This is a genomic window from Patescibacteria group bacterium (assembly GCA_018900835.1).
Lineage (GTDB): Bacteria > Patescibacteriota > Minisyncoccia > Minisyncoccales > PEYH01 > PEYH01.
This window is the reverse complement of sequence record JAHIFQ010000015.1, coordinates 21,133-47,684: the sequence shown is the minus strand read 5'-3', so window position 1 is coordinate 47,684 and position 26,552 is coordinate 21,133. Positions and strand designations below refer to the sequence as shown.

General features: G+C 38.3%; 22 protein-coding genes, 1 tRNA gene and 1 rRNA gene. 3 read left to right on the top strand and 21 right to left on the bottom strand.

Annotation, left to right across the window (positions count from 1 at the left end; translation table 11 throughout):
* Nucleotides 1-318 precede the first annotated feature (318 nt).
* The 4 genes from KJ562_02800 to grpE all read right to left on the bottom strand — a co-directional run bounded on the left by KJ562_02800 (nt 319) and on the right by grpE (nt 4,069).
* Nucleotides 319-391: transfer RNA gene (locus tag KJ562_02800), tRNA-Lys, on the bottom strand.
* Between the two features lie 32 nt (nt 392-423).
* Complete coding sequence (dnaJ, locus tag KJ562_02795; GenBank protein ID MBU3964619.1) at nt 424-1,533, bottom strand: molecular chaperone DnaJ; 1,110 nt, start codon at nt 1,531-1,533, stop codon at nt 424-426.
* A gap of 102 nt (nt 1,534-1,635) precedes the next feature.
* Nucleotides 1,636-3,522, bottom strand: coding sequence for a molecular chaperone DnaK (gene dnaK, locus KJ562_02790; protein ID MBU3964618.1), 1,887 nt, complete (start codon nt 3,520-3,522; stop codon nt 1,636-1,638).
* Nucleotides 3,523-3,550: 28 nt separating this feature from the next.
* Nucleotides 3,551-4,069, bottom strand: a complete 519-nt coding sequence (grpE, locus tag KJ562_02785; GenBank protein ID MBU3964617.1) for a nucleotide exchange factor GrpE — start codon at nt 4,067-4,069, stop codon at nt 3,551-3,553.
* A gap of 138 nt (nt 4,070-4,207) precedes the next feature.
* On the opposite strand from grpE, the gene KJ562_02780 reads away from it, so the two are divergent.
* Both KJ562_02780 and KJ562_02775 read left to right on the top strand, forming a co-directional pair.
* Nucleotides 4,208-5,836, top strand: coding sequence for a glycosyltransferase family 39 protein (locus tag KJ562_02780; protein ID MBU3964616.1), 1,629 nt, complete (start codon nt 4,208-4,210; stop codon nt 5,834-5,836).
* A 6-nt stretch (nt 5,837-5,842) separates the two neighbouring features.
* Nucleotides 5,843-7,615 carry a glycosyltransferase family 39 protein gene (locus KJ562_02775; GenBank protein MBU3964615.1) on the top strand — a complete coding sequence of 591 codons (1,773 nt, stop codon included), beginning with the start codon at nt 5,843-5,845 and terminating at the stop codon, nt 7,613-7,615.
* Between the two features lie 4 nt (nt 7,616-7,619).
* Here the strand turns inward: KJ562_02775 and KJ562_02770 are convergent, their stop codons facing one another.
* The 6 genes from KJ562_02770 to KJ562_02745 all read right to left on the bottom strand — a co-directional run bounded on the left by KJ562_02770 (nt 7,620) and on the right by KJ562_02745 (nt 13,112).
* Nucleotides 7,620-8,432, bottom strand: coding sequence for a hypothetical protein (locus KJ562_02770; protein MBU3964614.1), 813 nt, complete (start codon nt 8,430-8,432; stop codon nt 7,620-7,622).
* Nucleotides 8,433-8,436: 4 nt separating this feature from the next.
* Nucleotides 8,437-9,462, bottom strand: coding sequence for a peptidoglycan bridge formation glycyltransferase FemA/FemB family protein (locus tag KJ562_02765; GenBank protein ID MBU3964613.1), 1,026 nt, complete (start codon nt 9,460-9,462; stop codon nt 8,437-8,439).
* Between the two features lie 308 nt (nt 9,463-9,770).
* Nucleotides 9,771-10,256 carry a GerMN domain-containing protein gene (locus KJ562_02760; protein ID MBU3964612.1) on the bottom strand — a complete coding sequence of 162 codons (486 nt, stop codon included), beginning with the start codon at nt 10,254-10,256 and terminating at the stop codon, nt 9,771-9,773.
* The gene (locus KJ562_02755) at nt 10,249-11,064 is read right to left on the bottom strand and encodes a threonylcarbamoyl-AMP synthase (GenBank protein ID MBU3964611.1); all 816 of its coding nucleotides are present in this window, start codon (nt 11,062-11,064) and stop codon (nt 10,249-10,251) included. The genes KJ562_02760 and KJ562_02755 overlap by 8 nt, the downstream gene beginning before the upstream one ends.
* Before the next feature lie 84 nt (nt 11,065-11,148).
* Entirely contained in the window at nt 11,149-11,961 is an 813-nt protein-coding gene (locus tag KJ562_02750) for a PKD domain-containing protein (protein ID MBU3964610.1), read from the bottom strand.
* A gap of 242 nt (nt 11,962-12,203) precedes the next feature.
* Complete coding sequence (locus KJ562_02745) at nt 12,204-13,112, bottom strand: PKD domain-containing protein (GenBank protein MBU3964609.1); 909 nt, start codon at nt 13,110-13,112, stop codon at nt 12,204-12,206.
* Nucleotides 13,113-13,328: 216 nt separating this feature from the next.
* Here KJ562_02745 and KJ562_02740 point away from each other — a divergent pair, with 216 nt between their 5' ends.
* Entirely contained in the window at nt 13,329-14,129 is an 801-nt protein-coding gene (locus tag KJ562_02740) for a hypothetical protein (protein MBU3964608.1), read from the top strand.
* 103 nt (nt 14,130-14,232) lie between these two features.
* Here KJ562_02740 and KJ562_02735 read toward each other — a convergent pair whose 3' ends face one another.
* From KJ562_02735 to KJ562_02685, 11 genes are all read right to left on the bottom strand, one after another.
* Nucleotides 14,233-15,408 carry an aminotransferase class I/II-fold pyridoxal phosphate-dependent enzyme gene (locus KJ562_02735; GenBank protein ID MBU3964607.1) on the bottom strand — a complete coding sequence of 392 codons (1,176 nt, stop codon included), beginning with the start codon at nt 15,406-15,408 and terminating at the stop codon, nt 14,233-14,235.
* Between the two features lie 232 nt (nt 15,409-15,640).
* Nucleotides 15,641-17,239, bottom strand: a complete 1,599-nt coding sequence (locus KJ562_02730; GenBank protein MBU3964606.1) for a hypothetical protein — start codon at nt 17,237-17,239, stop codon at nt 15,641-15,643.
* A 4-nt stretch (nt 17,240-17,243) separates the two neighbouring features.
* Entirely contained in the window at nt 17,244-18,233 is a 990-nt protein-coding gene (locus KJ562_02725; protein MBU3964605.1) for a peptidoglycan bridge formation glycyltransferase FemA/FemB family protein, read from the bottom strand.
* Nucleotides 18,223-18,993, bottom strand: a complete 771-nt coding sequence (locus KJ562_02720) for an alpha/beta hydrolase (GenBank protein MBU3964604.1) — start codon at nt 18,991-18,993, stop codon at nt 18,223-18,225. The genes KJ562_02725 and KJ562_02720 overlap by 11 nt, the downstream gene beginning before the upstream one ends.
* Nucleotides 18,994-19,089: 96 nt before the next feature.
* The gene (gene serS, locus KJ562_02715) at nt 19,090-20,334 is read right to left on the bottom strand and encodes a serine--tRNA ligase (protein MBU3964603.1); all 1,245 of its coding nucleotides are present in this window, start codon (nt 20,332-20,334) and stop codon (nt 19,090-19,092) included.
* Nucleotides 20,335-20,431: 97 nt separating this feature from the next.
* Nucleotides 20,432-21,895 (bottom strand): lysine--tRNA ligase, encoded by a 1,464-nt coding sequence (lysS, locus tag KJ562_02710; protein ID MBU3964602.1) that lies wholly within the window; start codon nt 21,893-21,895, stop codon nt 20,432-20,434.
* A 276-nt stretch (nt 21,896-22,171) separates the two neighbouring features.
* Nucleotides 22,172-24,082, bottom strand: coding sequence for a hypothetical protein (locus KJ562_02705; protein ID MBU3964601.1), 1,911 nt, complete (start codon nt 24,080-24,082; stop codon nt 22,172-22,174).
* Entirely contained in the window at nt 24,054-24,536 is a 483-nt protein-coding gene (locus KJ562_02700; protein ID MBU3964600.1) for a hypothetical protein, read from the bottom strand. The genes KJ562_02705 and KJ562_02700 overlap by 29 nt, the downstream gene beginning before the upstream one ends.
* On the bottom strand, nt 24,536-25,324 hold the full coding sequence (gene mreC, locus KJ562_02695; protein ID MBU3964599.1) for a rod shape-determining protein MreC: 789 nt from the start codon (nt 25,322-25,324) through the stop codon (nt 24,536-24,538). Before mreC ends, KJ562_02700 begins: the two co-directional genes overlap by 1 nt.
* A gap of 79 nt (nt 25,325-25,403) precedes the next feature.
* Nucleotides 25,404-25,511 (bottom strand): 5S ribosomal RNA (gene rrf, locus KJ562_02690).
* A gap of 464 nt (nt 25,512-25,975) precedes the next feature.
* Nucleotides 25,976-26,248 (bottom strand): hypothetical protein, encoded by a 273-nt coding sequence (locus KJ562_02685; protein MBU3964598.1) that lies wholly within the window; start codon nt 26,246-26,248, stop codon nt 25,976-25,978.
* Nucleotides 26,249-26,552: the final 304 nt, after the last annotated feature.

Genomic DNA, 26,552 nt, shown 5'->3' with positions numbered 1-26,552 from the left:
TGCAAATGTGCGTTCACCACGACACCCTCGTGGCAGGGACTACCAAGTTATTTTCGTAACATTAAACACTAACATGTGTACATGAAAAAATCAAACAGCAGATATTCTTTGCTGTAAAGCCCGTGCTCCAAGGCAAAACTCTCGGTACTTTCTCCCCCTACGGGGCAACATCCTTCAGCCGAACCACCTTCTTTAGCAAATCTGTCATAGCGCGTTTTAACTTCTTGTTTGATTTCTTGTCCTAATTACTAATTACTAATTACTCGCCCGCATCGGGCGGGCCAACTACTCAAATTTTTGTAAAGGCAAAAATTTATGTGCCCCCACCAGGACTCGAACCTGGAACCGCCTCCTTAAAAGGGAGTTACTCTACCAATTGAGTTACGGGGGCAGAAATGATTAATGATTAATGATTAATAATAATTAGAGCCCTTCTTGTTTTAATTTGTTTAACAACTCTTTCTGCTTTCTTGTCAATCTTTTCGGCGTATCCACTCGTATTTTAACATACAAATCACCCCTTCCATAGCTGGAAAATCTTGGTATTCCCTTACCGCTGATTCTAAATATTTTCCCTGGTTCTACGCCTGCTGGAACCTTAAGGAATATTTTCTTTCCTTTTTCCAACATAGGCGCCTCAATGTCATCACCTAAAGCTATTTGGGAAAATTGCGCAGGTATTTCAGTAAATAAATCATCTCCTTTTCTATCAAACACTTTATGCTCACGCACAAAAACTCTTACATATAAATCTCCAAAGGCTCCACCTCGCCTGCCTGCCTCTCCTTTTCCTTTAAATTTCAGCACCTGCCCAGAGTCCACGCCAGCAGGAATAATTATTTCTATTATTTCCTCTTTTTTTATCCTGCCATCACCCCTACAGACATTACAGATTTTTTCTGGAATATTGCCCTGTCCCTGGCATGAGGGGCAAATAGTATTGTGGCTGATTGTTCCAAAAACCGTTCTCTTTATCTCCTGAACTTGTCCAATTCCACGGCAGGTCTGGCATTGCTTTAATTTTGTTCCAGGTTCAGCGCCAGTCCCCGCGCAACGCCCGCAAATTTCATTTTTATAAATCTTAAATTCTTTTTTTGCAGATGAGAGCGTGTCCTCCAGATTAATCTCAACATCTATTTGAATATCATCTCCCCTTCTCAAGTCCTCACCTTTAGTTCTCCTTCCTCCAAAAAATTCATCAAAAATATCGCCCAAATTATCAAAACCAGAACCCTCTCTTCCTCCGCCCTGTTGCTGCGCCTGCTCCCAAAACGACCCAAAATCAAAATTAGAAAATCCGTTAAAACCGCCTTGCCCACCCATATTGTCAAAAGCGGAGCCGAATTGGTCGTATTGCTGTCTTTTTTCCTTATCAGACAAAATATTATACGCCTCACTGATTTTGTGAAACTTTTTGTCTTCTCCTCCTTTATCAGGATGATGCTGGTGCGCTAACCTACGATACGCCTTCTTGATTTCTTCCTGTGAAGCGCCCCTCTCAACTCCCAAAACTTTGTAATAATCTTCAGCCATAATCACGAAATTTACAATTTTCAATTTCTAATTTTCAATGAAATCCCAAATCTCAATTTTCAAACTTGAAAATTCGTAAATTGGTAATTGAAAATTTAACTTTTATTTCTCCGTGGTCTCCCCTTCCTCTGGCTTATCTTCTTCTTTCTTTTCTTCCTCGGGTTGACTAGGACCTGTCTGTTCTTGCTGGTTCTTATACAAATCCGCTCCGATTTTTTGGATAGCGCTTGAGAGCTCATCGCTCTTTTGTTTTATCTCCTCCATCTTATCACTATCTTTTACTTTCTTCAATTCAGAAATTTTATTCTCTATTTCCTTGACAGCATCAGAAAGAATTTTGTCCTTTGAATCTTTCAATGTCCTCTCGCAACTATAAATCAGCGCATCTGCCTGATTTTTTGATTCTATCAAATCCTTCTTTTTTCTGTCTTCTTCAGCGTGCGCTTCCGCTTCTTTTTTCATTTTTTCAACTTCTTCATCAGATGCTCCGCAAGAACCTTCAATTCTTATAGATTGTTTTTTGCTTGTCGCTTTATCAGTAGCGGAAACTTGAAGAATTCCATTCGCATCAATTTCAAAAGAAACTTCTATTTGCGGAACTCCACGAGGAGATGGAGGTATTCCATCTAATATGAATCTCCCCAGTGATTTGTTGTCGTTTGACATTGGTCTTTCCCCTTGAAGAATCTTTATTTCCACTGATGGCTGATTGTCAGCAGCTGTGGAGAATACTTGTGTTTTAGAAGTCGGGATGGTTGTATTTTTGGAAATAAGAATTGTGTTCACTCCTCCCAAGGTCTCTATGCCTAAAGACAGAGGAATAACATCCAAGAGCAAAACATCTTTCATATCTCCCTGAAGAATGCCCCCCTGAATCGCAGCTCCAACAGCAACAACTTCATCGGGGTTAATATCTTTTCTCGCTTCCTTGCCAAACATCTTTTTTATCTCCTCTTGAATTCTCGGCATCCTTGTCTGCCCGCCAACCAAAACAATTTCTTCAATGTCTTTGGTCTCGAGCTTGGCATCTTTGAGGGTCTTTCTCACTAACTCTATTGAAGTATCAATATAATCCTTGACCATATCTTCAAATTGGGCGCGGGATAATTTGTAATTAAGATGTTTCGGCCCAGAAGCGTCAGATGTGATAAACGGAAGATTTATATCGCTCTCCAAAGTAGTGGAAAGTTCAATTTTTGCTTTCTCTCCTGCTTCTTTCAGGCGTTGAAGAGCTAATTTATCTTTAGACAAATCTATACCTTGGTCTTTTTTAAATTGATTAACTATCCAATCAATAATTTCCTGGTCAAAATCGTCTCCACCCAGATGAGTGTCGCCGTTGGTTGCCTTGACCTCTACTGTATCTTCTCCAATGTCTAATATAGAAATATCAAAAGTTCCTCCTCCAAAATCATAAACAACGATTTGCTGTTCAGTTTTTTTGGCCAAACCATAAGCCAAGGCAGCTGCTGTTGGTTCGTTAATAACTCTCCTAACCTTAAAGCCGGCAATTTCGCCAGCAACTTTTGTCGCCTTTCTCTGCGAATCGTCAAAATAGGCAGGACAAGTGATAATGGCCTCCTCTATTATTTCTCCAAGCCGATCTTCTGCGTCATTTTTTAATTTCTGAAGAATCATTGCTGAAATTTCAAAAGGACGATACCATTTGTCCCCCATCTTGATTTCCACTCCAGCATCCTGGCTCTCTCTTATCTCATAAGGTAGAAGCTTTATATCTTTCTGCACAGATGGGTCGCTGAATTTTCTGCCCATTAATCTTTTGATAGAGAAAATGGTATTTTCCGGATTGGTAATCTGCTGCCGTTTAGCCAAAACACCAACCATTCTCTCGTTGTTTTTAGTTATAGTAACGATGGAAGGCGTGGTTCTTGCTCCTTCCTTGTTTTCTACAATTTCTGGTTCGCTGTTGATAACGATAGCCATTGCTGAATTGGTTGTTCCAAGATCAATTCCTAAAATTTTAGACATATTGTTTAGATGATTAATTATTATTCAATTATTGTTCACTGTTTTTCGTCTTTGTAACCTTGACTTGCGCCACGCGGATAACTTTTTCATTTATTTGATATCCCTTTCTCACAACCTCTATGATTATCCCGTCTTCTTTGCCATCAACTGTTTCCACCACTTCCTCAAAATGCGGGTTAAATTCTTTGCCTGACTCAATGATTATTTCTTGCACTCCGTGTCTTTTTAAAAAATCTTCAAAATACTTTTTAATCTGCAGAAATCCCTCAAGAACATAGGCCTTGCCTTGCTCTTTTTTGTCTTGTTTGTTCTGTTTCTCTGCTTGGTCAAATAAATCAAGTATGTCCAATAATTCCAAAATCCATTCTTCTTTTTTATAATCAAATATTCTTTGAAATTTCTCTCCCTCTCCCTTTTTATAATTCAAAAAATCTGCCTGGCTTCTTTGCCAACCCGCTAAATACTTGTCTCTCTCTTCTCTGATTTGTTTTAATTCCTTATCTGAAAAATGATCCTTTGCAGATCTTTTTTTAGTTTTTTCTTCCATCAGAACGAATTTGGTTCAAGTTTTAATATGCTTATTTTACACCAATAATCCCCTTTGTCAAGATAAAAATTATTCAAAAAATTATATCTGTGGATTATTGCTATACTTGGCAATCAAAATCTTTGCTATAATGTTTTAATGTCTAAATCATATAAAATCAAAATAACTATTTTTCTATTAGTGATTCTTTTGATTGCCGGCTTTCTAAGATTATACGGTCTCCACAGTGTTCCGCCGGGACTATACCCTGACGAAGCGATGAACGCCAATGACGCTTTCACCAATCCAGGCAAGGTATTTTATCCGGAAAACGGAGGGCGTGAAGGACTGTTTATGAATCTTGCTTTTTTGAGTTTTAAAATATTTGGACCAAGCCCATTTTCTTTGCGATTAATTTCTGCGATTATCGGAATAATCTCTGTTCTGGGCCTATATCTCTTGATGAAAGAGCTGCTTAAAAACATTAACCAAGGCGACAAAAATGCGGATTGCCTTGCCTTGTTGGCAAGCTTTTTTATTGCCACTTGTTTTTGGCATATCAATTTCTCAAGAATCGGATTCAGAGGAATACTCTTGCCGTTTATTCTAATATTCTGTTTCTATTTCCTATTCAAAGGATTGCGCAAAAAAAATATTTTTCTCTTGATTTTGTCTGGAATTATTTTGGGATTGGGATTCTATACTTATTCTTCATTCCGTTTAGTGTTTCTGGTATTGCCCTTTGCTCTAATTCCTTATTGGATTTCATATTACAAAGAAAAACAGCAGAAAAAATTTCTCTTATTTGTTTTTGCCTTTGCTATGTCTACTATAATAATCGCCCTGCCTCTGGCTTTCTATTTCATGGCTCATCCTGCTGATTTCTTCGGCCGATTAGGCGCAGTATCTATTTTCTCTCAACCGAATTTTATCATTGCTTTTGCCGAAAGTTTGGGGAGGCACCTTGTTATGTTTAACATATCAGGCGATTTTAACTGGAGGCATAATCTTTCCGGCTCACCGCAATTACTTTGGCCGATTGGAATTCTATTCCTTATCGGTTTCATTATCTCAATAAAAAAACTCTTTTTATCTTTTAAGAATAATGACTCCAAATTGCAATCCGTTTATTTGCTGTTATTCTCTTGGTTTTTTGTAATGATTCTACCCGGCGCTCTTACTTATGAAGGAATGCCTCATTCTTTGAGGACTATTGGTATAATCCCTGTAACAATGATTTTTGCCGCTTTTGGCGCTCTTTGGGTTTTTGAAAAAATTAAAAGAATAAAACGATTGCCGTCATTGGTCCCTGACAACAAATGGCAAAAATGGTTTATCTATCTAATAATTGGTTTCATTTTTTTAAGTTTATCTGTCGCATCAACTCAAAAATATTTCATTGATTGGGCGCAGAATCCGGAAATTAAAAACGCTTTTACAGAAAATTTCGTGAAAATAGGCGAGGTAATCAACGCGCTTCCAGATGAAATAGACAAGTATGTGGTAGTCAATGAATCTGGAACTCCTGTGCCATTTCCAGACGGCGTATCTACATCGGCCCAAACAATAATGTTTATTGAGAGAATGGAGTATGGAAAATTAAGAGCAATATATCTCAATCCAAACCAATTGGACCAAATTAGAATCGCTAACAATAAAATAGTCATTGTGCCTATGAAATTCAATGATGATATTTTGAACGAGCTTAAAACCATTTTTCCAGGAGGTAAAATGGAAATCAGTAATAATGTAAAAATATTTTGGATAAATCCAATTATAAATAATTAAAAATATATGAAACTAACAAACAAAACAACGAATATTATAGCAATTATTTTATTGGGAGCTTGTTTCTTAATGGCTTTCTTAAGCTCCCGGAATATGTCGCTTACAATGGATGAAAAAGCGCATATCCCATCCGGATATTCTTATCTTGCTTTCATGGATTATCGACTTAACCCGGAACACCCTCCTTTGGCGAAAGATTTGGCTGCGCTTCCTTTGTTATTTCTTGACCTCAATTTCCCCACTGAACACAAATCGTGGACAGAAGATATAAACGGACAATGGGATTCTGGCTCTGAATTCATATTCAATTCTGGAAACGACCCCGACCAGATAATATTTTGGACCCGTTTGCCAATGATGATTCTTTTGGTATTTCTCGCTTGGTTCTTGTTTTTCTGGGTAAAAAAAATAGGGGGCAATAAAGCCGGGCTAATGGCTTTGGCATTATTCTCATTTTCACCAACATTTCTCGCCCACGGACGGCTTGTGACTACTGATGTGGCTGCGGTTTTAGGATTTCTTATCGCCACTTATTTTTGGGTAAATTTTCTTAAAAACCCGACACGCAAAAATGTATTTATCGCTGGCATAATTTTAGGAATAGCCCTGTGTCTAAAATTTTCCCTTATTCTATTGATACCTTCTTTTGCTTTAATCACAATTGTCTATGCTTTACTATCTGGAAACAATCATTCTAAAAACAAACTGAAATCAGTATTAAGCTATATCGGGAAAGCCACAATAGCAGGCATAATCGCATTAGTTTTTGTTATCTGGCCAATATACCAATTCCATATATTAAATTATCCTATAGAAAAACAGGTGAGCGATACCCAACACATTCTTGGCGACCAACTTCCAGCAAGGATAACAGCCAAAGCAGCGTCAATCCCTATTTTAAGGCCTGTTGCCCAATATGCTCTTGGATTGTTGATGGCAACACAGCGAGTCGCTGGAGGCAACACTGTGTATTTCTTGGGCGAAGTTAATAATCAAGCATGGAAAGAATATTTCCCCACAATGTATCTCTTGAAAGCGCCTTTGGCCTTTCATATTTTGACTTTAATTGTGCTTGCGCTTTGGTTGATTTTTATAAGAAAATTCGGTTCTTTTAAGAAATCAATAAAAAGATCTTTCGAATGGACAAGGGGTCATATTGCAGAATTTTCTCTTTTAGTTATTCTGATTGTATATTGGTTCACTTCTATCATTGGTAATTTAAATATAGGGGTAAGGCATATTCTCCCTGTTTTTCCGATAATGTATATTTTTATCAGCGTTGGATTTTTCCGGCTTACAAATGAATTAAGAAAAAGGGAAATAAAAATCGCCTTAAATGTAGTTATGGCAATCTTAATGCTATGGTATATAATCGCTTCTCTGGCTGCCTTCCCACACTACATATCCTATTATAACGAACTGGCTGGCGGGTCTGAAAATGGCTATAAATACGCTGTTGATTCTAATTACGACTGGGGCCAGGATTTGAAACGGCTCGCTGATTTTGTGGAAAAAAATAATATTGAAGGAATAAATGTCTCCTATTTTGGCGGAGACAACCCGAGCTACAGATTGGGAGATAAGTTGATAGGAACATCAATATATAAAGACCCAGCAGATAATAAGGGATGGATAGCAATTTCTGCAACTTTTCTGCAAGAAGGCCGGGCAAAAGCAGTGGCTGGCTTTAAACAGAATACTACCGGATTTGAGTGGTTAAACAATTTTGAGCCAGTTGGCAGAGCTGGCTACTCAATCTTCATCTACAATATTCCATAACCAGCTATTTTAGAAAAATCTTATCAAAGCGGAGGTCAATATACTCCTGCGCTCCCCTGGTTTCAGAGTCAGGGGAGTTTTGATTTTTAAGCACCAATATTAAATCCTGAACTTGCAATTCAGAATCTTTTTGAGGGTTAAAATAGATTGATAATCCGTTTTCGGAAATTAGCGCCTCTATTTTTGACGAAGATATCTTAAACTCGTTGACTAAAATATTCCCTTGTTTCAACTGTCTAAAAACATCATTAATAAAGATAAGATTTTCTTCTGAAGTCACTGTCGTCCCTAACTCCATATTCTCATCAGAAACAATAACCGCCTTATTTGGGAAATATGTTTCCCTTTCTGCGGGTTGAAAAATAAGCCCTTGTTCATCTAATAAAAAGCAACTGCCAGAAGAGCAAAAAATTGCCTCTGGTTCGCGTTCAAAAATATTGACAATCAATTTATTAAAAAATTGCTTCCTAATTATTGCTTCTTTGGCTTGTAAGAATCTTTCCAGAATCAATGACTCTGTGTTCTTGGAATTAAAAACAATAATACTTTTGGTTGGAAAAAACAAAACACTATTTGCTGTCTGCTCTCTTATTATATCCCCCACCTCGTTGGCGCTTATAAATGATGTGCCATTTATTATTGTTTCCCTTAACTGAAAAACCGGAGAAAAAACAAGGAAATAAAATATTCCAGCGCCAGCGATAACTAATAGAACAAAATACCAAAAAAACCGATTTCTAAAAATTGATTTCTTCTTGCGCGTGTAGCTGCGCTTTTTTGCCTGATAATTTTGATGATATCGTTTTTTCCCCTGCATTGTATTAAAAACCCCTCTTCTTCTTCCTAACTTTCTCCACTATATAATTAAGCCAATATTTTGAGGAAATAATATAATCTTGTGTCTTTACATACTCCTTCCTCTCTCCACCAAAGCCCTGCTTGAATAAGGTGAGCCCTTTCCATGGATGATTTGTTTTGTTGTTTGAAGCAATTCCCCAGAAGCTATACTCTTTCAACCCTCTTGTTTTTGCTTCTTTTATCGCTTCCCATTGTAAGAGATAGCTGACTGGGATTTTGGCATATTTTCTCAAAGAAGCTCCTTGATGATAAAAAGCGCTATCTTGCCAAAAGATTATCATTGCCCCAGCCACAACTTCTCCTTTATATTTGCCTAAAAATAATAATGCTTGGTCATTTTTTAAAAACGATTCAAACTCTTTTTTAAGATAATTCAACGAAAACGGCACGAAATGAGCTCTCTCTCCTGTTTGCTGATAAATGTTATTAAAAATTTCTACATCAAAGGGGTTTACGCTCTTTATAATCTCTATGTCTGGATTATTGCCTGCCTGACGGATTAAATAACGGGTAGTTTTTCTCATATCTCTCAAAAGTTCATCTTCTGACTTATCAATATTCAAAACCCAACTTACCTCTGGCCTAATATGTATCTGCGCATCTCTAAACCCAAGTTCTTTGAAGGCTTTTTCATTCTCTTCCGTCCTTTCCCAAATCGGACACACTCTAGTAAATCCAACTTTCTCTTTTTTTCCTAACTCTTTTAAATATTCCAAAATCTCTTCTAATATTTTCGGCTTTTGGCTTTCGGCTTTTGGATTTATTATCGGTCCATGTTCAACCAACAAAAAAGACCCTCTTTTGGCCCTTACTATAGATGCTGAAAAAATTGCCAACAAAGAGCTATCTTGATAAATACCAAGTCGCCAAATTCTGCTTCCCATTAATTTTTGAAATTCGCCCCAATTCCAAGAATGAAGGAATGTTTTTTCTTTGCACTCCTTTAAAAATCCTTCCCATTCTATCCGGTTGTCTATCTCTTTAATCATTCCAATATCTTAACATATTCCTTCTGTTAAAAAAACCATACATTCTTGTCAGTTGTTATGCAAAAATTACCCGCCTTGGGCGGGTTGTGAGAATCCTCAATACTAGCGTGGCTTCCGCCATTTTACGAAAATTACGAGGCCGGGCCTCGTAATAATAAAAAAGTGGTTGGAAAACAATTTTGGAAACCAGCAATTTTGGAAACCATGTTTCCAAAAGAGTGCATTGTTCGGTGTGAGAACTTGCCGAGAAACGATCTCGGCGGAATTCGGCGGAATTGCCGAGCGTTATTTTATCTTGAATTGATTATTTATGGCTGGAGGATATCTTCTATCCTGTTGTCTATTGAGATAATGACATTGTCTATCTCTGGAAAATATTTTAATGTCTCTGTAATCTGGGCCCTGATTGCGCCTACCATACAAGAACCGCCCACCCCATCTCCCAATGTCTCGTCAAAATCAACAACTGCATTCTTATTTTCAATAATAAGGTTCTGAACTTTCACGCCAGGGTTTATGGCAGTGAAAAATCCTTTTTCCATCTCTTCTTCATCCGGGCCTTTTAACAACTCTTCAACAGCGAGCAAAACACCATTATCTATAGCGCCTTTTATTTTTCTTTCCAATGGATAAACTCTTTCACAGAATAATCCTTCTGGGTCTTCAATTTTATTTCCCCAAAAAAGAGTCACAGTGGTTGTTTCCCAATTCTCTGGATAAAAAAAATAAATCAACGCTCCGGCAACAATGCCGATTAGAACAATGACCAAAATAGAGAGAATTTGTTTAACCATATTTTTGCAGAGAAAACTCTGCGTTTAATGCTTTTCTTACTTTTTCCGCTTCCTCCCCTTCCCTTATAATTATCTTGTTTATTAAATCAACAATAGTTGATGGCTTTTTATATTTACACTTTCCTTCTACCACAAAATCCACTTTTAAATCAATATCTCTACTTTTTACAGCTGGTTTTTTACCTGAAACATTGGCAGAAGTGGTGATAATCGGGAATCCAGCTTGTTTTATAATCTCCATTGTTTCTTTGCTGTCTGGAATCCTGACTCCCAATGTTTTCTTTCCTGCAGTGACCAAATCAGAAATTTTTGATTTTTTGGGCAAAATAAAAGTAATTGGTCCGGGCAAAAATTTCTCCATAAATCCATGTTCTTTTTTTGTAAAAAATACGATATCTTCCATCATCTTAAAATCCGAAACTGCTATTAAGAGTGCGCTATTCGCAGGCCTATCCTTAATGCCTAAAACCTTCTTTACTGCTTTATTATCAAGCGCATTACATCCGATTCCATAAACCGTATCAGTGGGATAAGCAATTATGCCTCCTTTTTTTAAAATTTCCACTGCTTTTTCAATTTGATTTTTAACTCCTTTTATTTCAAAAACTTTATTTCTTGTTTTCGCTCCTTTAATTATTTTTATATCGTCTGTTTTCAAATTAAAAAATTCAGCTAAGATATTAATAACTGATTTATTTGCTTGTCCTTGTTTTGCTTCTGCTTTGACCCGAACTTCAAAAAAATCAGTTTCCTTTTGAATAACTGATTCCTTTTTTGAGTTTGGAAAAACCTTAACTTTTATAAACATTAAACTATATTAATACTTTTTCTCCTATAATAAAAGTGAAGTGGGGGCGAATTCCGAAAAGAACCCGCCCCCGTTGCGTGCCCGTTAACATACCGGGCACTCGCCGACCTGGATTGTCTGACAGAACACGGTTTGTGTTCCGCACTCATCGTTGTCGCGGGCATAAATCGTGATAGTGGTTTTCTCCAGCTCATCGCACTTGAGCGATAGTCGAGGATGGTCCAAGTCCAATGGCTTGGAGCCCGGCTGATTGCGGGTATCGTAGGTGATGATTTCGCCACTCGGCTTCCTCACCACCACTTGAATCCACGCAATGCCATCGGTCTCGGCCAGAACTTGCCCCGACTTAATCGCGAATCTGCGATTGCCGAGCGAGCGTGCCGAGGACCCAGCCTGTCCGTCACGAGCCACGATATCCATTATGTATTCGCTGTCAAGCTCAACAGTGAAGAGCGTGGGGTCGTGGAGAAAAGCCGCGTCCGTCCCTTGAATGAGGTAGATGTCGATATCCGCCTCTCCATCGCTCTCGCCATTGGGGCAAGGTTCCCATTCCACACTGACCGTGAATGGACATGACGCAGTTGCGCCCCTATCGTCCGTTACGGTGAGCAAACCATGGTAGGTTCTGTCTCCCTCAGCGTACCGATGTTCGGCCACTATCGCGGTCCCCGATTGGGAACTGCTTCCATCTCCGAAGTTCCAGCTGTAGAATACGATCGTCCCGTCCGAATCGCACGAATTCGTAGGGTCGAAACATAGCCACTCTGCCACGATTCCCGTGGTATCGCAATTGACCATCGCTATCGGCGCCTGATTCCCTATATACTCACAGGAACACAGAACAACCGCCAGCCCCAACGCCGTCAACACCACCGCCAACCATGCACACTTCTTCATTGCGTCCTCCTCTCTCTTTGCTTTCTTTTTTACTACACAAAAACCACAACTGTGCAAAAAACAATCCAGGTCTGGTTGTAAAAAAAGCTACTACTGTCTATTTTATATCATCTGACGATGATATTGTCAACACTAAAAGATGTTGATCATATTATAGATATAATACCATCAAAAAAATAAAAGAGGGCAGTCAGGTTGCTGTTAAGCGCCTGACTGCCCTCGTAATTTGCTTTTTTACTCCATTATGGAGCTACTACCTCGAACGCGTGAGAAAAGTCGCAAACTGGACACTCTCCACAGAATCCCCATCCAGTACCAGTGGCCTGCCACGACCCTGCTTCATTCAGGATGACCTCAATCCTTCCATTGGAAGGAATTTGTTGTCCAGCTATCCCCCAACTATCAAACGATTGAGGAATTCCAGTCGGAGATAGGAAGGTCAACCTGAACCGGTCTAAGTCCTCTGGATGATACCCAGAGCTGTGATACGGCTCTTGGTATCCAACCAGCTGGAACATCAGCACTGTCTGTGGATACGGCGTAGCCGAGATTAGCACATACGCAACTGGCGGTTGGTCACAGACCGGCGGCGGAGGCGGAGGAGGTGGTGGCGGAGGTGGAGGTGGCGGAGGCGGTGTCGGAGGCGGAGGTGGCGGAGGCGGTGGAGGTGGAGGTGGCGGAGGAGGTGGCGGAGGTGGAGGTGGAGGTGGAGGCGGAGGCGGAGGTGGAGGCGGCGGAGGCGGAGGTGGAGGCGGAGGTGGAGGTGGAGGCGGGATTGGGTTTGTTACCACGAACTTCTTTTCCATACAGTTGGCGCAACTGGGTTTACCAAACTCATCAAAAACTTGAAGTGTAACCCAGTATATTCCTATCTGCGAAAAAGAATGACTCGTTAGATAAGAATCTATTTCCTCACTGATACCGTCTCCAAAGTCCCATAAATGGGACCCTATCTCTCCATCCGGGTCAAATGAGTCAGAAGCGTCAAAATCAATCTCTGCTCCTGTCTCAACTTGATAGCCCTGACCGACTAACTTCACATCGCCTGACACATCAAAGGAGGCGACTGGTTCCTGATTAAACAATGCGCAGCTGGCCAAAAAAACCATAACTGCCCCGACCAATAGTGCTACTGCAACTCTCTTAAACATCGCTGACACCTCCTTTGGCGTCGCTTTCTTTTTCTAAATTAACAGAGGACAGTCCTCCTTAAATCAAAGTAGTATATAGATTGCCAAGGTACTGCTAATACTCACAACTTTTTAACTTTTTACTGATTATAATACTATCATATTTTTAGAATTTGTCAATGCTATTGACATTGGCGATATAATTTAGTATAATAACAATACGAAAAGGAGGGTGTTATGCCCAGAATAGACAAGTGGGACCCAAACCCATTCGTGGGTCGGGAAGGAAGCAAGGTGAGTAGGCGAAAGCTTACTTTTGGACAGAAGGCGTTCATAGCAACTGTCGCATTGATAGTCGTCGGACTCTGTATCGGAGTTGGATTTGCTGGCAGAGCACAATGTTGTCCGCCGCCGACCACGATAATCAGAGAAGTTCCTATTGTCGTGACAGAGACAGTGGTGATAGAGAAAGAACCATTGCCTTGCGCGAACCAAAACTTCGAAGTCGGGTTCAGTATGTTCGGGCCAGACACAATGTTACTGGCAGCCAATCTTGATTGGCGACCAAAACTCGGTAACCTGAATATTGGAGATAATGGATGGATTGGTCTTGATATGGCAATCGGCTTGTCTGGTGGCGCCATTGGAGACCAACCAATATTCGGCGTAAACGCTAAGTTCGGCGTTTCATTCGCTGACCCAGGACCATACTTTGATATAGCGCGATTCATCTGGTTCCCACAATGGACCAATGGATTGTACTACGAAGAAGTCGGTCTCCGTATCCCAGTTCTCGGTGCGCCTATCGGACAGATGTCAGCGCTCTTATATCTCGGAGCCGAAAGATTCGTTCATCTTTCACAACTCCTGGGATATGTGGAGAGCAATACCCTGCTTATTGGTGGCACAGCACGAATTTGTAGGTCTGGCTTCTCATTCGGGTTCCAAACCGAGATTCGCGCTAGTTACCAAACCCATGACTGTGAAAATTATGGGCTGGTCTGGGGTCTTGGCCTCAATATCTTCCTCTGGTTTTAAGGAGGACGCTATGAGACCACGACACACAACAGGACCTCCGCCAGAGATCTCGCATTGCGAGAACTCATTAAGCGGAGGTCCTATTCATTTTTAAACACTATCTTTAGAAATCCAATAAAAGTTTTTTTATTTTTTCAGCCGTGTTAGGCGAGATATTTATATGCGTAGGCAGATTTATAATCCTCTGGCTCACATCTTCCGCAACAGGGCAAGAACCTTTGATATAATTCATTTTATCTATATTTGTGCCAATAGGGACAATCGCTGATTTTCTCCATCCATCATCCAAGAAAATATTTTGCTTTTTGAAATATTCTAAAATATTGTCTGATTCATTTTTCTTACAAAGAATCGGAAATCTCATATAAATATTTTTTCTTTCATTGTCTTTTAATTCTAAAAAATCAAAGCTTGACTGGCTTAACCCTTGTCTATATATTTCCGATATTTTTTCACGATGCTTGTTAAACTCATCAATTTTGTTTAATTGTTTCAAACCAAGAACCGCCAATGCGTTCGGCATTCTTTTGGGAAAATATTTCGGCATTATCCCCTGCTTCTCGGATTTTGTCACTGCCTTTGAAATTATTTTTAATTTCTGTAATGTGATTAAGAAAATTTTTCCAAGCCCGAAAAAATTGTAAAAAGGCATTACTAAAACTTTAATCAATATTGGATGTAAAAGCTGTTGGAATACCCAATAAAAACATGGATATTGATAATCGCCTTGGATATTTTTTATTTTTTCAGCTAAGACAGGGTCATTAGAAATCGCCATTCCGCCATAAATAGAGGAGATTACTTTGTCTCTGCCAAAACTGAAAAATGCTGCTTTCCCAAATGTCCCAACTTTCCTATTGCGATATTCCGCGCCCAAAGAATGGGCGCAATCCTCTATTAAAATCAAATTATGCTTTTCACAAATTTCCAAAATTTTATCAATCTTAGCTGGAAAACCAAAAGTATGCTGGACCAAGACGGCCTTGCTATTAGAAGTAATTTTTCTTTCCAAATCCGCTGGGTCAATGTTCAATGACTCTTTTTGAATATCCACAAAAGCTGGTTTTAACCCAGACCAAATAATGGGATTAACTGCTGCGTTGCAGGTGAATGCCTGAACCAAAATCTCGCTTCCCTTTTCTAATTCCAAGGATTTCAGAATAGCCATAAACGCAGACCGTCCGCTGTTAAAGGAAAAAGCATTATTCACAGCCAAATAATTTCTAAATTTTTCTTCCAGTTTTTTAATTTCTCTCCCCTTTTTCCATTTCCATGGCATAAAAATCAATTTAAAAGCCATGTAAAAATCATGTTTCTGGACATTAGGAGATAATGATATAAATATGGGCTTCGTAAACATTTTTAGTAATTAACCCACCCGAGGCGGATAAGTAATTATTTATTGGTAAGTGATTATTTATTATTTATTAATGATTATTTATTAATGATTATTTATTATTTATTAATGATTATTTATTATTTATTAATGATTATTTATTATTGATTATTTATTATTTATTAATGATTAATGATTCTTTTGTCCCTTTCGGCGCCCTGCCCTCTAAAAGAACCACATCCCCGGGCTTACAGAATTCTTTTATTTTCCTCATAATCGCCTGCGGGTCTTTAATAAGCAAAATATTTTTACCTCCTGCCCCCTCTTTTATATCCTGAAAATTATCTTCAGTGGTTATGATTGCCAAATCACAAACTTGCTGTATTCTCCTCCCGATATCTTGATGTATTTTTTTCGCATCCTTGCCCAATTCAATCAAGCTCGGCATAACAATCACTTTTTTAGAATCCCAATTTTTTAAATAATCCAAATCCGCTATCACTCCGTCAGGATTGGCAGAATAACTTGAGTCAATAATATCCAAATTATCAATCCCTTTTTGGACTCTCATCCCTCCTTTCTGAAAAAGGTGGGCGCATACTTTAGAAAGTTCAAGTGGCTTAACGCCGAGTTCCTTTGCAATACAAACAGCTCCGAGTATGTTTAAAACATTATGCCTACCCAATAAATTGGTTTTACAATCTATGGTTTCCCCTGTTTTAAAAACAATCTTGAAAAAAGTAAATTCACTTCCTGTCTTGATGTCGTCTGCCCAGACATCAAAAGCCATGCCTTCCATATTTCTATTCAACCCATAAACTCTTTTCGCCTTGTTTGTTTTCTTGTAAAGTTCCAGACAATATTCATTGTCTCCGTTGAAAATTGCTATTCCATCATCAGGCAATGATTCAATTAATTCGTATTTGGCTTCAACAATTTTTTCCTGTGAACCGAACAACGCCATATGTTGAGCGTTAATGCCTGTGATAATCCCTATCCTTGGCTTGGTTATCCTGCAAATCGCTTTTATCTCGCCCTTCCTGTAGGCAGCCATTTCACAAATAAAATTGGTTTGTGAATTATTTATTTCAGCAAGCACGGTCCGAGCAACGCCCATTTCAGTATTAATGTGTTCTTTTGTTTTAAGAACCTCGTTATTACCAGAAATCAAGCTGTATAGAATCTCCTTAACCGAGGTTTTTCCGTAAGAGCCGGTAATCCCAATTGTAACAATATTGGGATTATTCAAAATTTTCTTTTTAGCCATAATAATAATTCTTTTCTTTAGAAAAAATGTCGGAATCTGAATTATTTCAAGGTTTAAGAAAATAAATAAAGGCAAAAGCGCTTCAAAGACCAATATGAACAAAAATGGGTCGCTGATAAAGCGCCAAATCAACAGCCCTTCAACCACGAGAACAAAGCCGAAAAGAACAACCATTTTCTGAGTAAATTTCGGAAAAACCCATTTTTGCTTTAAAAGTAGGCGCAAAGAATACATTGCAAACAGAAAATAGAGAACCAAAATTATCCATTCTTTTAATGACTCTTGGATAGGAAGGAATAACCACATTGCAATCGTAATTATGGCTAAAAAGAAAAATTTTGAAAATATAATTCCACTCCTCCTTTTGGCTTCTTCAAGAAATCTGTCCAACCGGTATTCTTTTAATTGCCAAAAATAAAGGAAAAAGACCTTCCTGCGGAAGATATGAAAATACCACAATAAAAGGATAATTGTGATTTTAATAAATGGATGTTCAATGGAAATCATAAAATTAAATTACTCGCCTTGCTATGCTATAAAGCTTATACCATGCTTTCTGAAAAACAATATCTTTAGAACATGGATATTCAAACCCTGTCCCGCCAAAACCTTTTTTAAAGTCCGTAATCCCTTGCCATTTCTTTTCATCTATACCCCAAAAATCAAACTTCTCGTAACCAAGATTCTTGACCATTTTAATCCTTTCCCACTGCAAAAGATTGGCTGCCTTTAGAGACCTATACTGCCAATCATTGGCTCCGTGAAGGCCAATAGCGGTTTTGTTAAAAAGAATCAGAATATATGAAGCAACAATTTTATTATTATAATCAGCTAAGCAAAGCTTGACCCCAAAATCATCACTGCTAATTTCAAATAATTTTTTGTAATGCTCTTCTTTAAATGGCGTAAAGCTATCTCTCTCTGATGTGCCCTTAATCAAATGATAAAATTCTTTACGATATTGCTCTTCAAATTTTATCTTGACTCCTTTTCTCTGCGCCAAGCCGACATTATATCTTGTTTTTGAAGAAAAATTCTTGAAAATCTCATCTTCCTCTTGAAGCAAATCCAAAATAAGGGTTTTTTGCGGCTGAATTCTTTTATCAGGAATAACAGCATTCAGCCCGTCAGGAAGAATCAATTCTGTGTGTGGCTCTATCTTCAAAAATATTGCCCCTTGTTCTTGGGCTATATTTTGTATCTGTCTTAAAATAGATGCAATGACTTCTTTTTGTTCTTCTGGTAATGATTTTTTTCTAATAATGGGACCGAAAGGGATATAAAGACAGGATTTTCGTCTAAGAGGGAAGGCCTCTTCAATGAGCAATGCCTGTGCTAAAACAATTTGTCTATCTATTACTTGTATCCTCCAAATTTGTTTGCCTAAAGATTGCTGGAATTTCCCCCACTCAAACGACTGTAAAAAACTTCCATTGTTTTCAAATAAAAATTTATTCCACTCTCGACGCAAGGGCTCATTATTGATAATTCTAATCTCCATTTTTATTTAAAAAATCCAGAATTCTTTTTGATAAGTCCTCGGGTATTTCAATGTGGGGATTGTGATTGCAGGGCAAAATAACCAAGTCCGAATGTTGTATTTTTGAATTCATAAAATGACCGTCTCTAAGAGGTGTAATTCTGTCTCTTTCTCCCCAGACAATCATGGTTTTAGCTTTTATCTTTTCAAGATATGGAGACAAGTCCTCTGAGATAACCTTTAAGAATGTTTCCTTCATCACTCCCATAACTTTAAGATAATCAGTACTTCTGATGATAAATCGGTAAAAAAATCTTCGGAATAGCTTAAATCCCGGCAAGAACGAAAAAATACTGACAAACGAAGCGATTGAAGACAAAATCCTCTTAAAAAATTTCTTTTTAATTGGCTGTGCGCCAGCAGAATCAACGAGCATTAATTTTATAATGCTGTCTGAAAATTGGGCTGATAATTTTATAGAGATTCTTCCACCAAAAGAATGGCCCAAAAGATAATATTGCTTTATATTATAAGTTTCCAAGAAATCCAAGACGAATTCCATATAATCTTGAACATCCCACGGTCTTGGCGGAGACCCACTTTTCCCAAACCCTGGCAAATCCAAAACAAATACCTGAAAATTCTTTGCCAAAATTTTCTGAACCTTAAACCAAGAATCAGAGCTCCCTCCCCAGCCGTGCAATATTAAAAAAGGAGTTCCTGTGCCTCCGATTCTTGTAAAAGTTTTTATTCCGTTAATGTCTACAAATTTTTCTTCCATGATGCTGAAACATCGTTTAAGAACAAGGCGCGAGGCAATAAGATTTCAGGGCGGCTCCCGGAAACAGATGGGTTTGTGCGAGGATATCCGAGTACCTTATCCCAATATATATTTCTTCCCCATATATTTTCTAAGCGCCTTCGGAATTACGACACTCCCATCTTTCTGCTGATAATTCTCTAAAATTGCAATAATAGTTCTGCCAATTGCAAAACCAGTGGCATTTAAAGTGTGGACGAATCCTGTCTTGTCGCTTTCTTTATACCTTATCCCTAGACGCCTTGCCTGAAAATCAGTGCAGTTTGAACTGGACATTAATTCCCTGTATTTCTTTTGAGAAGGAATCCATGCCTCTATATCATAAGTTGAAGCAGACGGCCGAGCCATATCTGCGGTGCAAAGATGGACTAATCTATAAGGCAGTTCAAGTTTTTGCATCAATTTTTCTTCAAGGGAAATAAAAAATTGATGTTCTAATTGAGAATCATCTGGTTTGGTGAAGCTAAACATTTCTATCTTATCAAACTGATGGACTCTGAATATTCCTTTCGTGTCTTTCCCATAAGAGCCGGCCTCCTCCCGAAAACAAGAAGAGAAACCAATATATCTCTTGGGCAGTTCATTTTTATCAAAAACTTCTCCTTGGTGCATAGACCCAAGCATCTGTTCAGCAGTGCCAGCAAGATACAAATTATCTTTTTCTAGGAAATATCTTTCAGCTCTATCCTCCTCTGTGTCTATATATCCCATTGCTTTCATCATCTCCGGTCTAAGCAAGGTCGGCGGAACCACAGGGATAAATCCTTCCTTCAAAAGCGTATCCATAGCCAATCTGATTAAAGCAAACTCCAATAAAACTGCTTCATTTTTTAAAATCCCAAAACGAGCGCCTGAAATCTTAGCTGCTCTTTCTGTGTCTATCAAGTCCAATGCCTTGCCTATTTCCAAATGGTCTTTTGGTTCAAAATTAAACTTCGGAACCTTGCCCCACTCCTTGATTACTTTTTTGTCCTCCTGATTTTTTCCAACAGGCACATCATCAAGAGGAATATTGGGTATTAACGCATAAAGCGCTTCAAATCCTGTTTCTATAATCTTGAGCTGGTCCTCTTTTGTCTTCAAACCCTCTTTTATTTTTCTGGCTTTATCCAAGTCATCTGGCTTGCCTTTCTGGGAAGAAATCTCGTTCCTCTGGGAACGCAATTGCTCCACTTCCTGAAGAATCACCCGCCTTTCTTTTTCCAACCCTAAGATTTTTTCAATATCTATATCCACTCCTCTTTTTCCAAGGGCTTGTTTAATTAATTCCGGATTTTCTCTTAGTAATTTTATATCAATCATAGATAATAAATTAAAAGTTAAAAATTAAAAGTATCAATAAAAAGTATAAAATATTTTGGACTGAATGCTGAAACTTTTAATTTTGGACTTTGGATTTTTAACTTCCTTTTGGTTTCATTGTCGGGAATAAAATCACTTCCCGAAGAGAATGAGAATCAGTTAGAAGTGTTACGAGCCGGTCAATTCCCATACCGAAACCAGCTGCTGGAGGCATTCCATACTCCAGTGCTTCTATAAAATTTTCGTCAATTCTCATTCCTTCTTTAAATCCTTTCTTCCACATTTCTTCTTGCTCTTCAAATCTTGCCCTCTGGATGCTTGGGTCATTTAACTCTGAAAAAGCGTTCACCATTTCCCATCCTCCGATAATCAATTGAAAATTCGCCAATCGCTTCTCGTCTTTGGCTTTTGCTAACGGAAAATTGCCGTGCGGATGATGGATAACAAAAGTTGGGCTCCAAATTTTATCTCTGGAACATTGTTTGTAAATTTTATCCGCTATTTCTGCAAAACCCTCGCCTTTTTCAATTTTTATATTCATTTCCCTTGCCTTATCTGCCAATGCTTCTGGATGGATTGTTTCCAAATCAATCTTGGCATCTTTCTTAATAAGCTGATAAAAATCAACTCTTTTCCAAGGCGTTTTAAAATCAATCGTTTTTCCTTGATATTCCAATTTTAAAGTTCCAAATACCTTTTTAATAACTGATTCCAACATCTGCTCAGTGAATTTCATTAATTCCTTATAATCCGCATAAGCCCAATAAAACTCCAAAAATGTAAATTCCGGATTATGGTATCTGTCCATTCCCTCGTTCCTGAAGTTTCTGCCTATTTCAAAGACCTTTTCAAATCCGCCGACAAGAAGTTGTTTTAAGTAGAGCTCTGGCGCAATTCGCAGGTACAAATCAATATCTAAGGCGTTTAGGTGGGTTGTAAATGGCTCGGCCTTGGCTCCGCCATATATTGTCTGTAGAATCGGGGTCTCAACCTCAAGGAATCCCTGTTCAATAAGGAAAACTCTTAATTCGTTTATTATCTTATGCCTTAAAACGAATTTTTCTCTTACATCTTTATTAAAAATAAGGTCAAGATATCTTTTCCTGAATCGATCTTCAACATCTTTCAAGCCATGCCATTTTTCAGGCAAAGGCAAGACTGATTTCGCCAAAATTTTAAAATCATTGACTAAAAGAGTTTTCTCTTGGGCTTTTGTTTTAAATAATATTCCTCTTGTTTCAATAAAGTCACCAACATCAAAATATTTATGAAGCAATTCATATTTTCTGGGTCCCAAATTATCTTTTTTGAAAAACACTTGGATTTTATTCGTTCCATCTTCTATGTCTGAAAAAGTTGCGCCACCATGCCCGCGGAACGATTTAATCCTGCCAGTTAAAATAATTTCTTTTTTTGCTCGTTCTAATTTTGAAAAATTATTTAAAGCATCTGAAATTGTATGAGTTCTCTTTGTGGTCAAAGGATAAACATCAATACGAGCATTCTGCATTGCTTTTAGTTTTTCAATCCTTGTTTTTTTGACTTCATCTATCTGTGGCATTTAAAAAATATAATTAATTACTAATTATTGATTATTAATCAATTTTACGATATTTACCCTCAAAAAGCAACACACCTTTCTTGCCGAGAAACGATCTCGGCGGATCTCGGCGGATGATATTGGCGGGTCTGTGGATAACTTTCCCCCAAAAATTACCAGCCCTGGGCGGGTTGTGAGAATCCTCAATACTGGCAAGGGTTCCGCCATTTTACGAAAATTACGAGGCCCGGCCTCGTAATAACCTCGTAATAACGGGCGGGTAATAATATATTGCTACTATTCTGTCAATGTTGGAACAACTTCTTCTCCTCTGAAATACCATTCTAAAACCTCTTTTACTGTCGGCGCTACTGCCACATGCATCCCCAACCCCTCTTCAACCATCAATGTTAAAACAATTTGCGGGTCGTCATAGGGCGCAAACACGGTTATCCAGCTGTGGTAGTATCCCTCCCGCGGAATTTCCGCAGTACCGGTTTTTGCTCCCGCTTTTACTGGCAAACCGTTGAGAACCGTTGCCGAGCCGTAAGTAACTGTCCCCCTCATTCCCTCTTTGACAATATCCAAATTGTGTTTATCAATAAAATTATCTCTTATTACAACAGGCAAAAACTCTTCAATTATATTTTTATCCTTATCCACTATTTCTTTGGCTATTTGCGGTTTGAATAAAGTTCCGCCATTAACAAGCGCGGCAAAAGACGCAACAACTTCCAATGGAGTTGTGGATAAAAATCCCTGACCAATAGAAAGATTATAAGTATCTCCCGGCATCCAAATGCTGTCAGGCGAAGAAAATTTCTCTTTTTTCCATTCCCTGTCAGGAACAAAACCAGCTATCTCGCCAGGCAAGTCAATTCCTAATTTCTCTGCCCACCCAAAATATTCCAAATATTCTTTAATTTTATCCGCGCCAAGCCCCTGAAAATTTTTGTACCCACCTCCTATTGTGTAAAAGAAAACATTACAGGAACGGGCAATTGCGTCTTTAATGTTTGTAATGCCATGGGTCATCCAGTCCTTGAAGGTAAAGGGTTGGTCCGGATACCATGGATTATCAATCACAATTTTCCCTTCACAATTTACAATTGTATTTTCTGAAATAATATTTTCTTCTAATGCAGCGCCAGCTATTAATGGCTTGATAGTTGAACCAACCACATATCGCCCTGCTATCACCCTATTCAAGAACGGCATATCTTTGTTATTAGACAACGCGCTCCAATCGTCCTGACTGATTCCTTCACTGAAAAGATTATTATCAAAACCTGGAAAACTTACCAAAGCTAATATACCTCCTGTTTTAGGGTCTATGGCAACACCAGCAGCCCTTTTCACTCCCGCATTTTTAATCTGGCTGGACATTGTGTTATAAAGTTTCTTTTGCAAACCAGCATCCAGCCAAAGCACTAAGTTATCACCCGGCTCCGGGGACTTAGCCATTTCTTCCGACATAATTTCTCCATAAACATCTCTTTCTGATTTCATTTCGCCAAGCTCTGGAGACAAATAATCGCTGTAAAAATCCTCTAAACCAGCGTTTTGCCCACTCTCTCTATAGTATCCAATAATATGCGAAAATACTTGACCATCAGGATATTCTCTTGCCCCCACATTTTTGATGCTAAACCCTTTAAGCTCATCTGCGTTGGACTCAAACAGAATAAGTTTTTGGTAATCAAGATTTTGAGATATTAAGACCGAACCATTTTCAGTATTATAGATTTTCTCCTCTATGGCCTCGGGTTTTACTTTTAAAATCCAAGCAATTTTGGTAAAAATGGTCTGCTTTGAGTCCTCTATCGCCCCTAATTCGGATTTGTCAAAAAATAAATCATACGAAGACCGATTATAGACCAACTGCTCAAAATTTTTGTCATAAATAATCCCCCTCTGCGCCTCCAGCTTGCTCACTACAAATTTATTTTTCTGCGCCAATATGGAAAATTTATCATACTGAATGATTTGGAATTGAAAATTCTTCACAAAGACAACAATCGCAAAAACAAAAAAAATCAGCCACAGAATTTTGAGCGACCTTGATTTGATAGGCACCTCCAGCTTCTTTTTAAAAGGCGTCTGTTCTTTTCTTTGAACCAAAGCATCCCAGAATACTTCTTCTGGCTCTATCTCCAACCCCGAACTTTTTATCTTGATTTTATCTAATCTTTTTCCTGCTTGGAACATTGAATAATCTTAAAGTCCAATAAATTATTATGCCTGCCAAAAAATTAATGATAATACTGAAGACATTAAAAGATAATCCACGGGTCACCATGGCAAGGGTTATGGATATTTCATAAAAAAGTAAGCAAGAAAACAAAACAAGGGCGAAGCTTATAAACCTCTTTGTTTCAAGTAGCGGTTTTATGGATTTGATCGCAAAGGCAACCAATATTCCAATCAAAGTAAAGAATCCGAAAAAATATGATGAAAATAAATCCAAATAAAATCCTGCCAAACCGCCCATTACTAATCCTGATTTGTCTTTATATTTTTCAAAAAAATTCAAAAATATTATGGCGACTAAAATTGGATTCCAGATTCCGCCTACTATTTTAAAATGAATTAAATAACTGGCTTGAAAAACAGCCAAGAAATAAAAAACTATAAGCGAAATGATAATTTTGACTGACTGCATCAGTTAATAATTACGAATAATAAAGTTGCATTTAGGACTTTGAAAAAATTATCTATTTTAGCTGTTTGAAATGGCTCTGCGTCAGCATTACTTGTCTCGCTAATGGTTCCAATCAAAAGCCCTATTGGATACCCGCCCTCTGGCCCACTAGTATAGACGAGCGCTCCAATTGGAATATCTACATCTTTTGGCATCAGGTCTAAAGTCAATTTTTCGTCACCCTCGCCCTTAGCAAGCGCTTGGATATTTGTATCAGCTATTTTCACTCCGAATTTTGTTCCAGCATCAGTAGCTAAGCGCACCTGACAAGAATCTTGATAAACCTCCGCAACCTTACCAACTAAAACTTTTTCATAAGTGATTACAGCCATACCTTCGCTTATTCCATCTTGTTTGCCTTTATTAATAATCACATAATCCATCATCGCATCTTTCGCCAGAATAACTGTTTCTTTTAATTTAAATTCTTCAGCAAGCCCCAATTCTAACGCATTGCGCAATCTCTGATTTTCTTCTTCAAGTTCTTTAAACCCCAAGAGGTCTCCCAATAACGCCTGATTCTCCTGCTTTAGATTCTGATTTTGAATTTTAATGTTTGTGGCGTTAAAAAAGCCAATCCAAAAATTTGAATCGTTCTGTCCTTTTTCCCAACACCACGATTCCAATGAATTGCTTATAGAATGGAAAACAGACCTAATCGGTCTGTGAAGGAAAACAAAAATCATTATTACAAAAATCGCGACAACTAACCAAAAAAACTTTTGATTTTTCTTAATCCAATACATCATAAAAATAATCGTTTTGTTATTCTAACAAAAATCAAGTGTTTTTGAAAGTATCGCACAAGAACTAAAAAGCATAGTCACTGTAAGAGAGCTACCTACTTTCGCGCAAAGCACTATCATCGGCCTTGGAAGATTTCACTTCCGAGTTCGGTATGGGATCGGGTGGAGCACTTCCAGTATAGCCCCCTTACAGTAACTACGCTCTTTTTTTGTTAAGGACTCTTAAAAAGGAAATCAAGGCACAATATATTAATGACTAATTAGTACCTCTCGACTAAACTCTTTACAGAGCTTACATCTAAGGCCTATCAAGGTTGTGATCTCCAACCTGTCTATGAGGATTAATCTTGGGAGGGGCTTCCCGCTTATATGCTTTCAGCGGTTATCCTGTCCTAACTTAGCTACCCAGCAATGCCCTTGGCAGGACAACTGGCACACCAGAGGTTAGTTCGCAGAGGTCCTCTCGTACTATCTGCAACTTCCCTCAATCCTCGTCGCTTGCGGTAGATAGGGACCAACCTGTCTCACGACGGTCTGACGTATATTCTTGTATTACTACAAGTACGGACTATAACTTATCAAGTGCGTTTTTCAAAGCACTTTATCGACGTATTATGATAGTTTAGCTCTTTATAAGAATTTACCTACCATCTCTCATTTTTGAGAAGTCTCTACGGGGACAATTTTGTATCTCATTGACGGGATGATATGAGAAGATATGATATTTATCAATTTAGCTGCTTCCTGTTTAGGAAACCTCAATCGAAACTTATCCCTATCTCTCTGTTTCCATCCATGATGAATCCTTAATCTTGAAGTATTATCCAAAGATCTGGATTCTAATCTCCCGTCTCCCAAAAGACATCCGAATATTATCTCTTTTTGCTGTTTAGAGAGATAAAATTGTCTTCCCACGGTATTACCCATTCTTTAATTTTACCACAAAAGAAGTTGGGCTTCACCGTTATTAGTCGATTTAGACTGGGCTCATTTTACACTTACCCAGCTCGCGTAACACTTTAAATGGCGAACAGCCATACCCTTGGGAGCTGCTTCACCCCCAGGATGTGTTGCATTTTACCCACTATTTCTAGTAGAATAGACTATACCACCATCCGCCAATATCTTAAAATCTTGGCGGCGATCGGCGTTTGATAATGGTTGTCCAACTTAGATCGCCACTATCTCATCTACTTATCTTAAAAGTAGATTCAGTCGTTACGGGGTCAAT

Coding starts and splice junctions, on each gene's coding strand:
- KJ562_02775 (MBU3964615.1), top strand. CDS start 5,843: ATGAAACTAACAAACAAAACAACGAATATTATAGCAATTATTTTATTG.
- KJ562_02740 (MBU3964608.1), top strand. CDS start 13,329: ATGCCCAGAATAGACAAGTGGGACCCAAACCCATTCGTGGGTCGGGAA.
- serS (MBU3964603.1), bottom strand. CDS start 20,334: ATGATTGATATAAAATTACTAAGAGAAAATCCGGAATTAATTAAACAA.
- KJ562_02780 (MBU3964616.1), top strand. CDS start 4,208: ATGTCTAAATCATATAAAATCAAAATAACTATTTTTCTATTAGTGATT.
- KJ562_02755 (MBU3964611.1), bottom strand. CDS start 11,064: ATGTTTATAAAAGTTAAGGTTTTTCCAAACTCAAAAAAGGAATCAGTT.
- mreC (MBU3964599.1), bottom strand. CDS start 25,324: ATGATGTATTGGATTAAGAAAAATCAAAAGTTTTTTTGGTTAGTTGTC.
- KJ562_02725 (MBU3964605.1), bottom strand. CDS start 18,233: ATGGAGATTAGAATTATCAATAATGAGCCCTTGCGTCGAGAGTGGAAT.
- KJ562_02760 (MBU3964612.1), bottom strand. CDS start 10,256: ATGGTTAAACAAATTCTCTCTATTTTGGTCATTGTTCTAATCGGCATT.
- dnaJ (MBU3964619.1), bottom strand. CDS start 1,533: ATGGCTGAAGATTATTACAAAGTTTTGGGAGTTGAGAGGGGCGCTTCA.
- grpE (MBU3964617.1), bottom strand. CDS start 4,069: ATGGAAGAAAAAACTAAAAAAAGATCTGCAAAGGATCATTTTTCAGAT.
- KJ562_02750 (MBU3964610.1), bottom strand. CDS start 11,961: ATGAAGAAGTGTGCATGGTTGGCGGTGGTGTTGACGGCGTTGGGGCTG.
- KJ562_02745 (MBU3964609.1), bottom strand. CDS start 13,112: ATGTTTAAGAGAGTTGCAGTAGCACTATTGGTCGGGGCAGTTATGGTT.
- KJ562_02730 (MBU3964606.1), bottom strand. CDS start 17,239: ATGATTTCCATTGAACATCCATTTATTAAAATCACAATTATCCTTTTA.
- lysS (MBU3964602.1), bottom strand. CDS start 21,895: ATGCCACAGATAGATGAAGTCAAAAAAACAAGGATTGAAAAACTAAAA.
- KJ562_02735 (MBU3964607.1), bottom strand. CDS start 15,408: ATGCCATGGAAATGGAAAAAGGGGAGAGAAATTAAAAAACTGGAAGAA.
- KJ562_02765 (MBU3964613.1), bottom strand. CDS start 9,462: ATGATTAAAGAGATAGACAACCGGATAGAATGGGAAGGATTTTTAAAG.
- KJ562_02770 (MBU3964614.1), bottom strand. CDS start 8,432: ATGCAGGGGAAAAAACGATATCATCAAAATTATCAGGCAAAAAAGCGC.
- dnaK (MBU3964618.1), bottom strand. CDS start 3,522: ATGTCTAAAATTTTAGGAATTGATCTTGGAACAACCAATTCAGCAATG.
- KJ562_02720 (MBU3964604.1), bottom strand. CDS start 18,993: ATGGAAGAAAAATTTGTAGACATTAACGGAATAAAAACTTTTACAAGA.
- KJ562_02685 (MBU3964598.1), bottom strand. CDS start 26,248: ATGGGTAATACCGTGGGAAGACAATTTTATCTCTCTAAACAGCAAAAA.
- KJ562_02700 (MBU3964600.1), bottom strand. CDS start 24,536: ATGCAGTCAGTCAAAATTATCATTTCGCTTATAGTTTTTTATTTCTTG.
- KJ562_02705 (MBU3964601.1), bottom strand. CDS start 24,082: ATGTTCCAAGCAGGAAAAAGATTAGATAAAATCAAGATAAAAAGTTCG.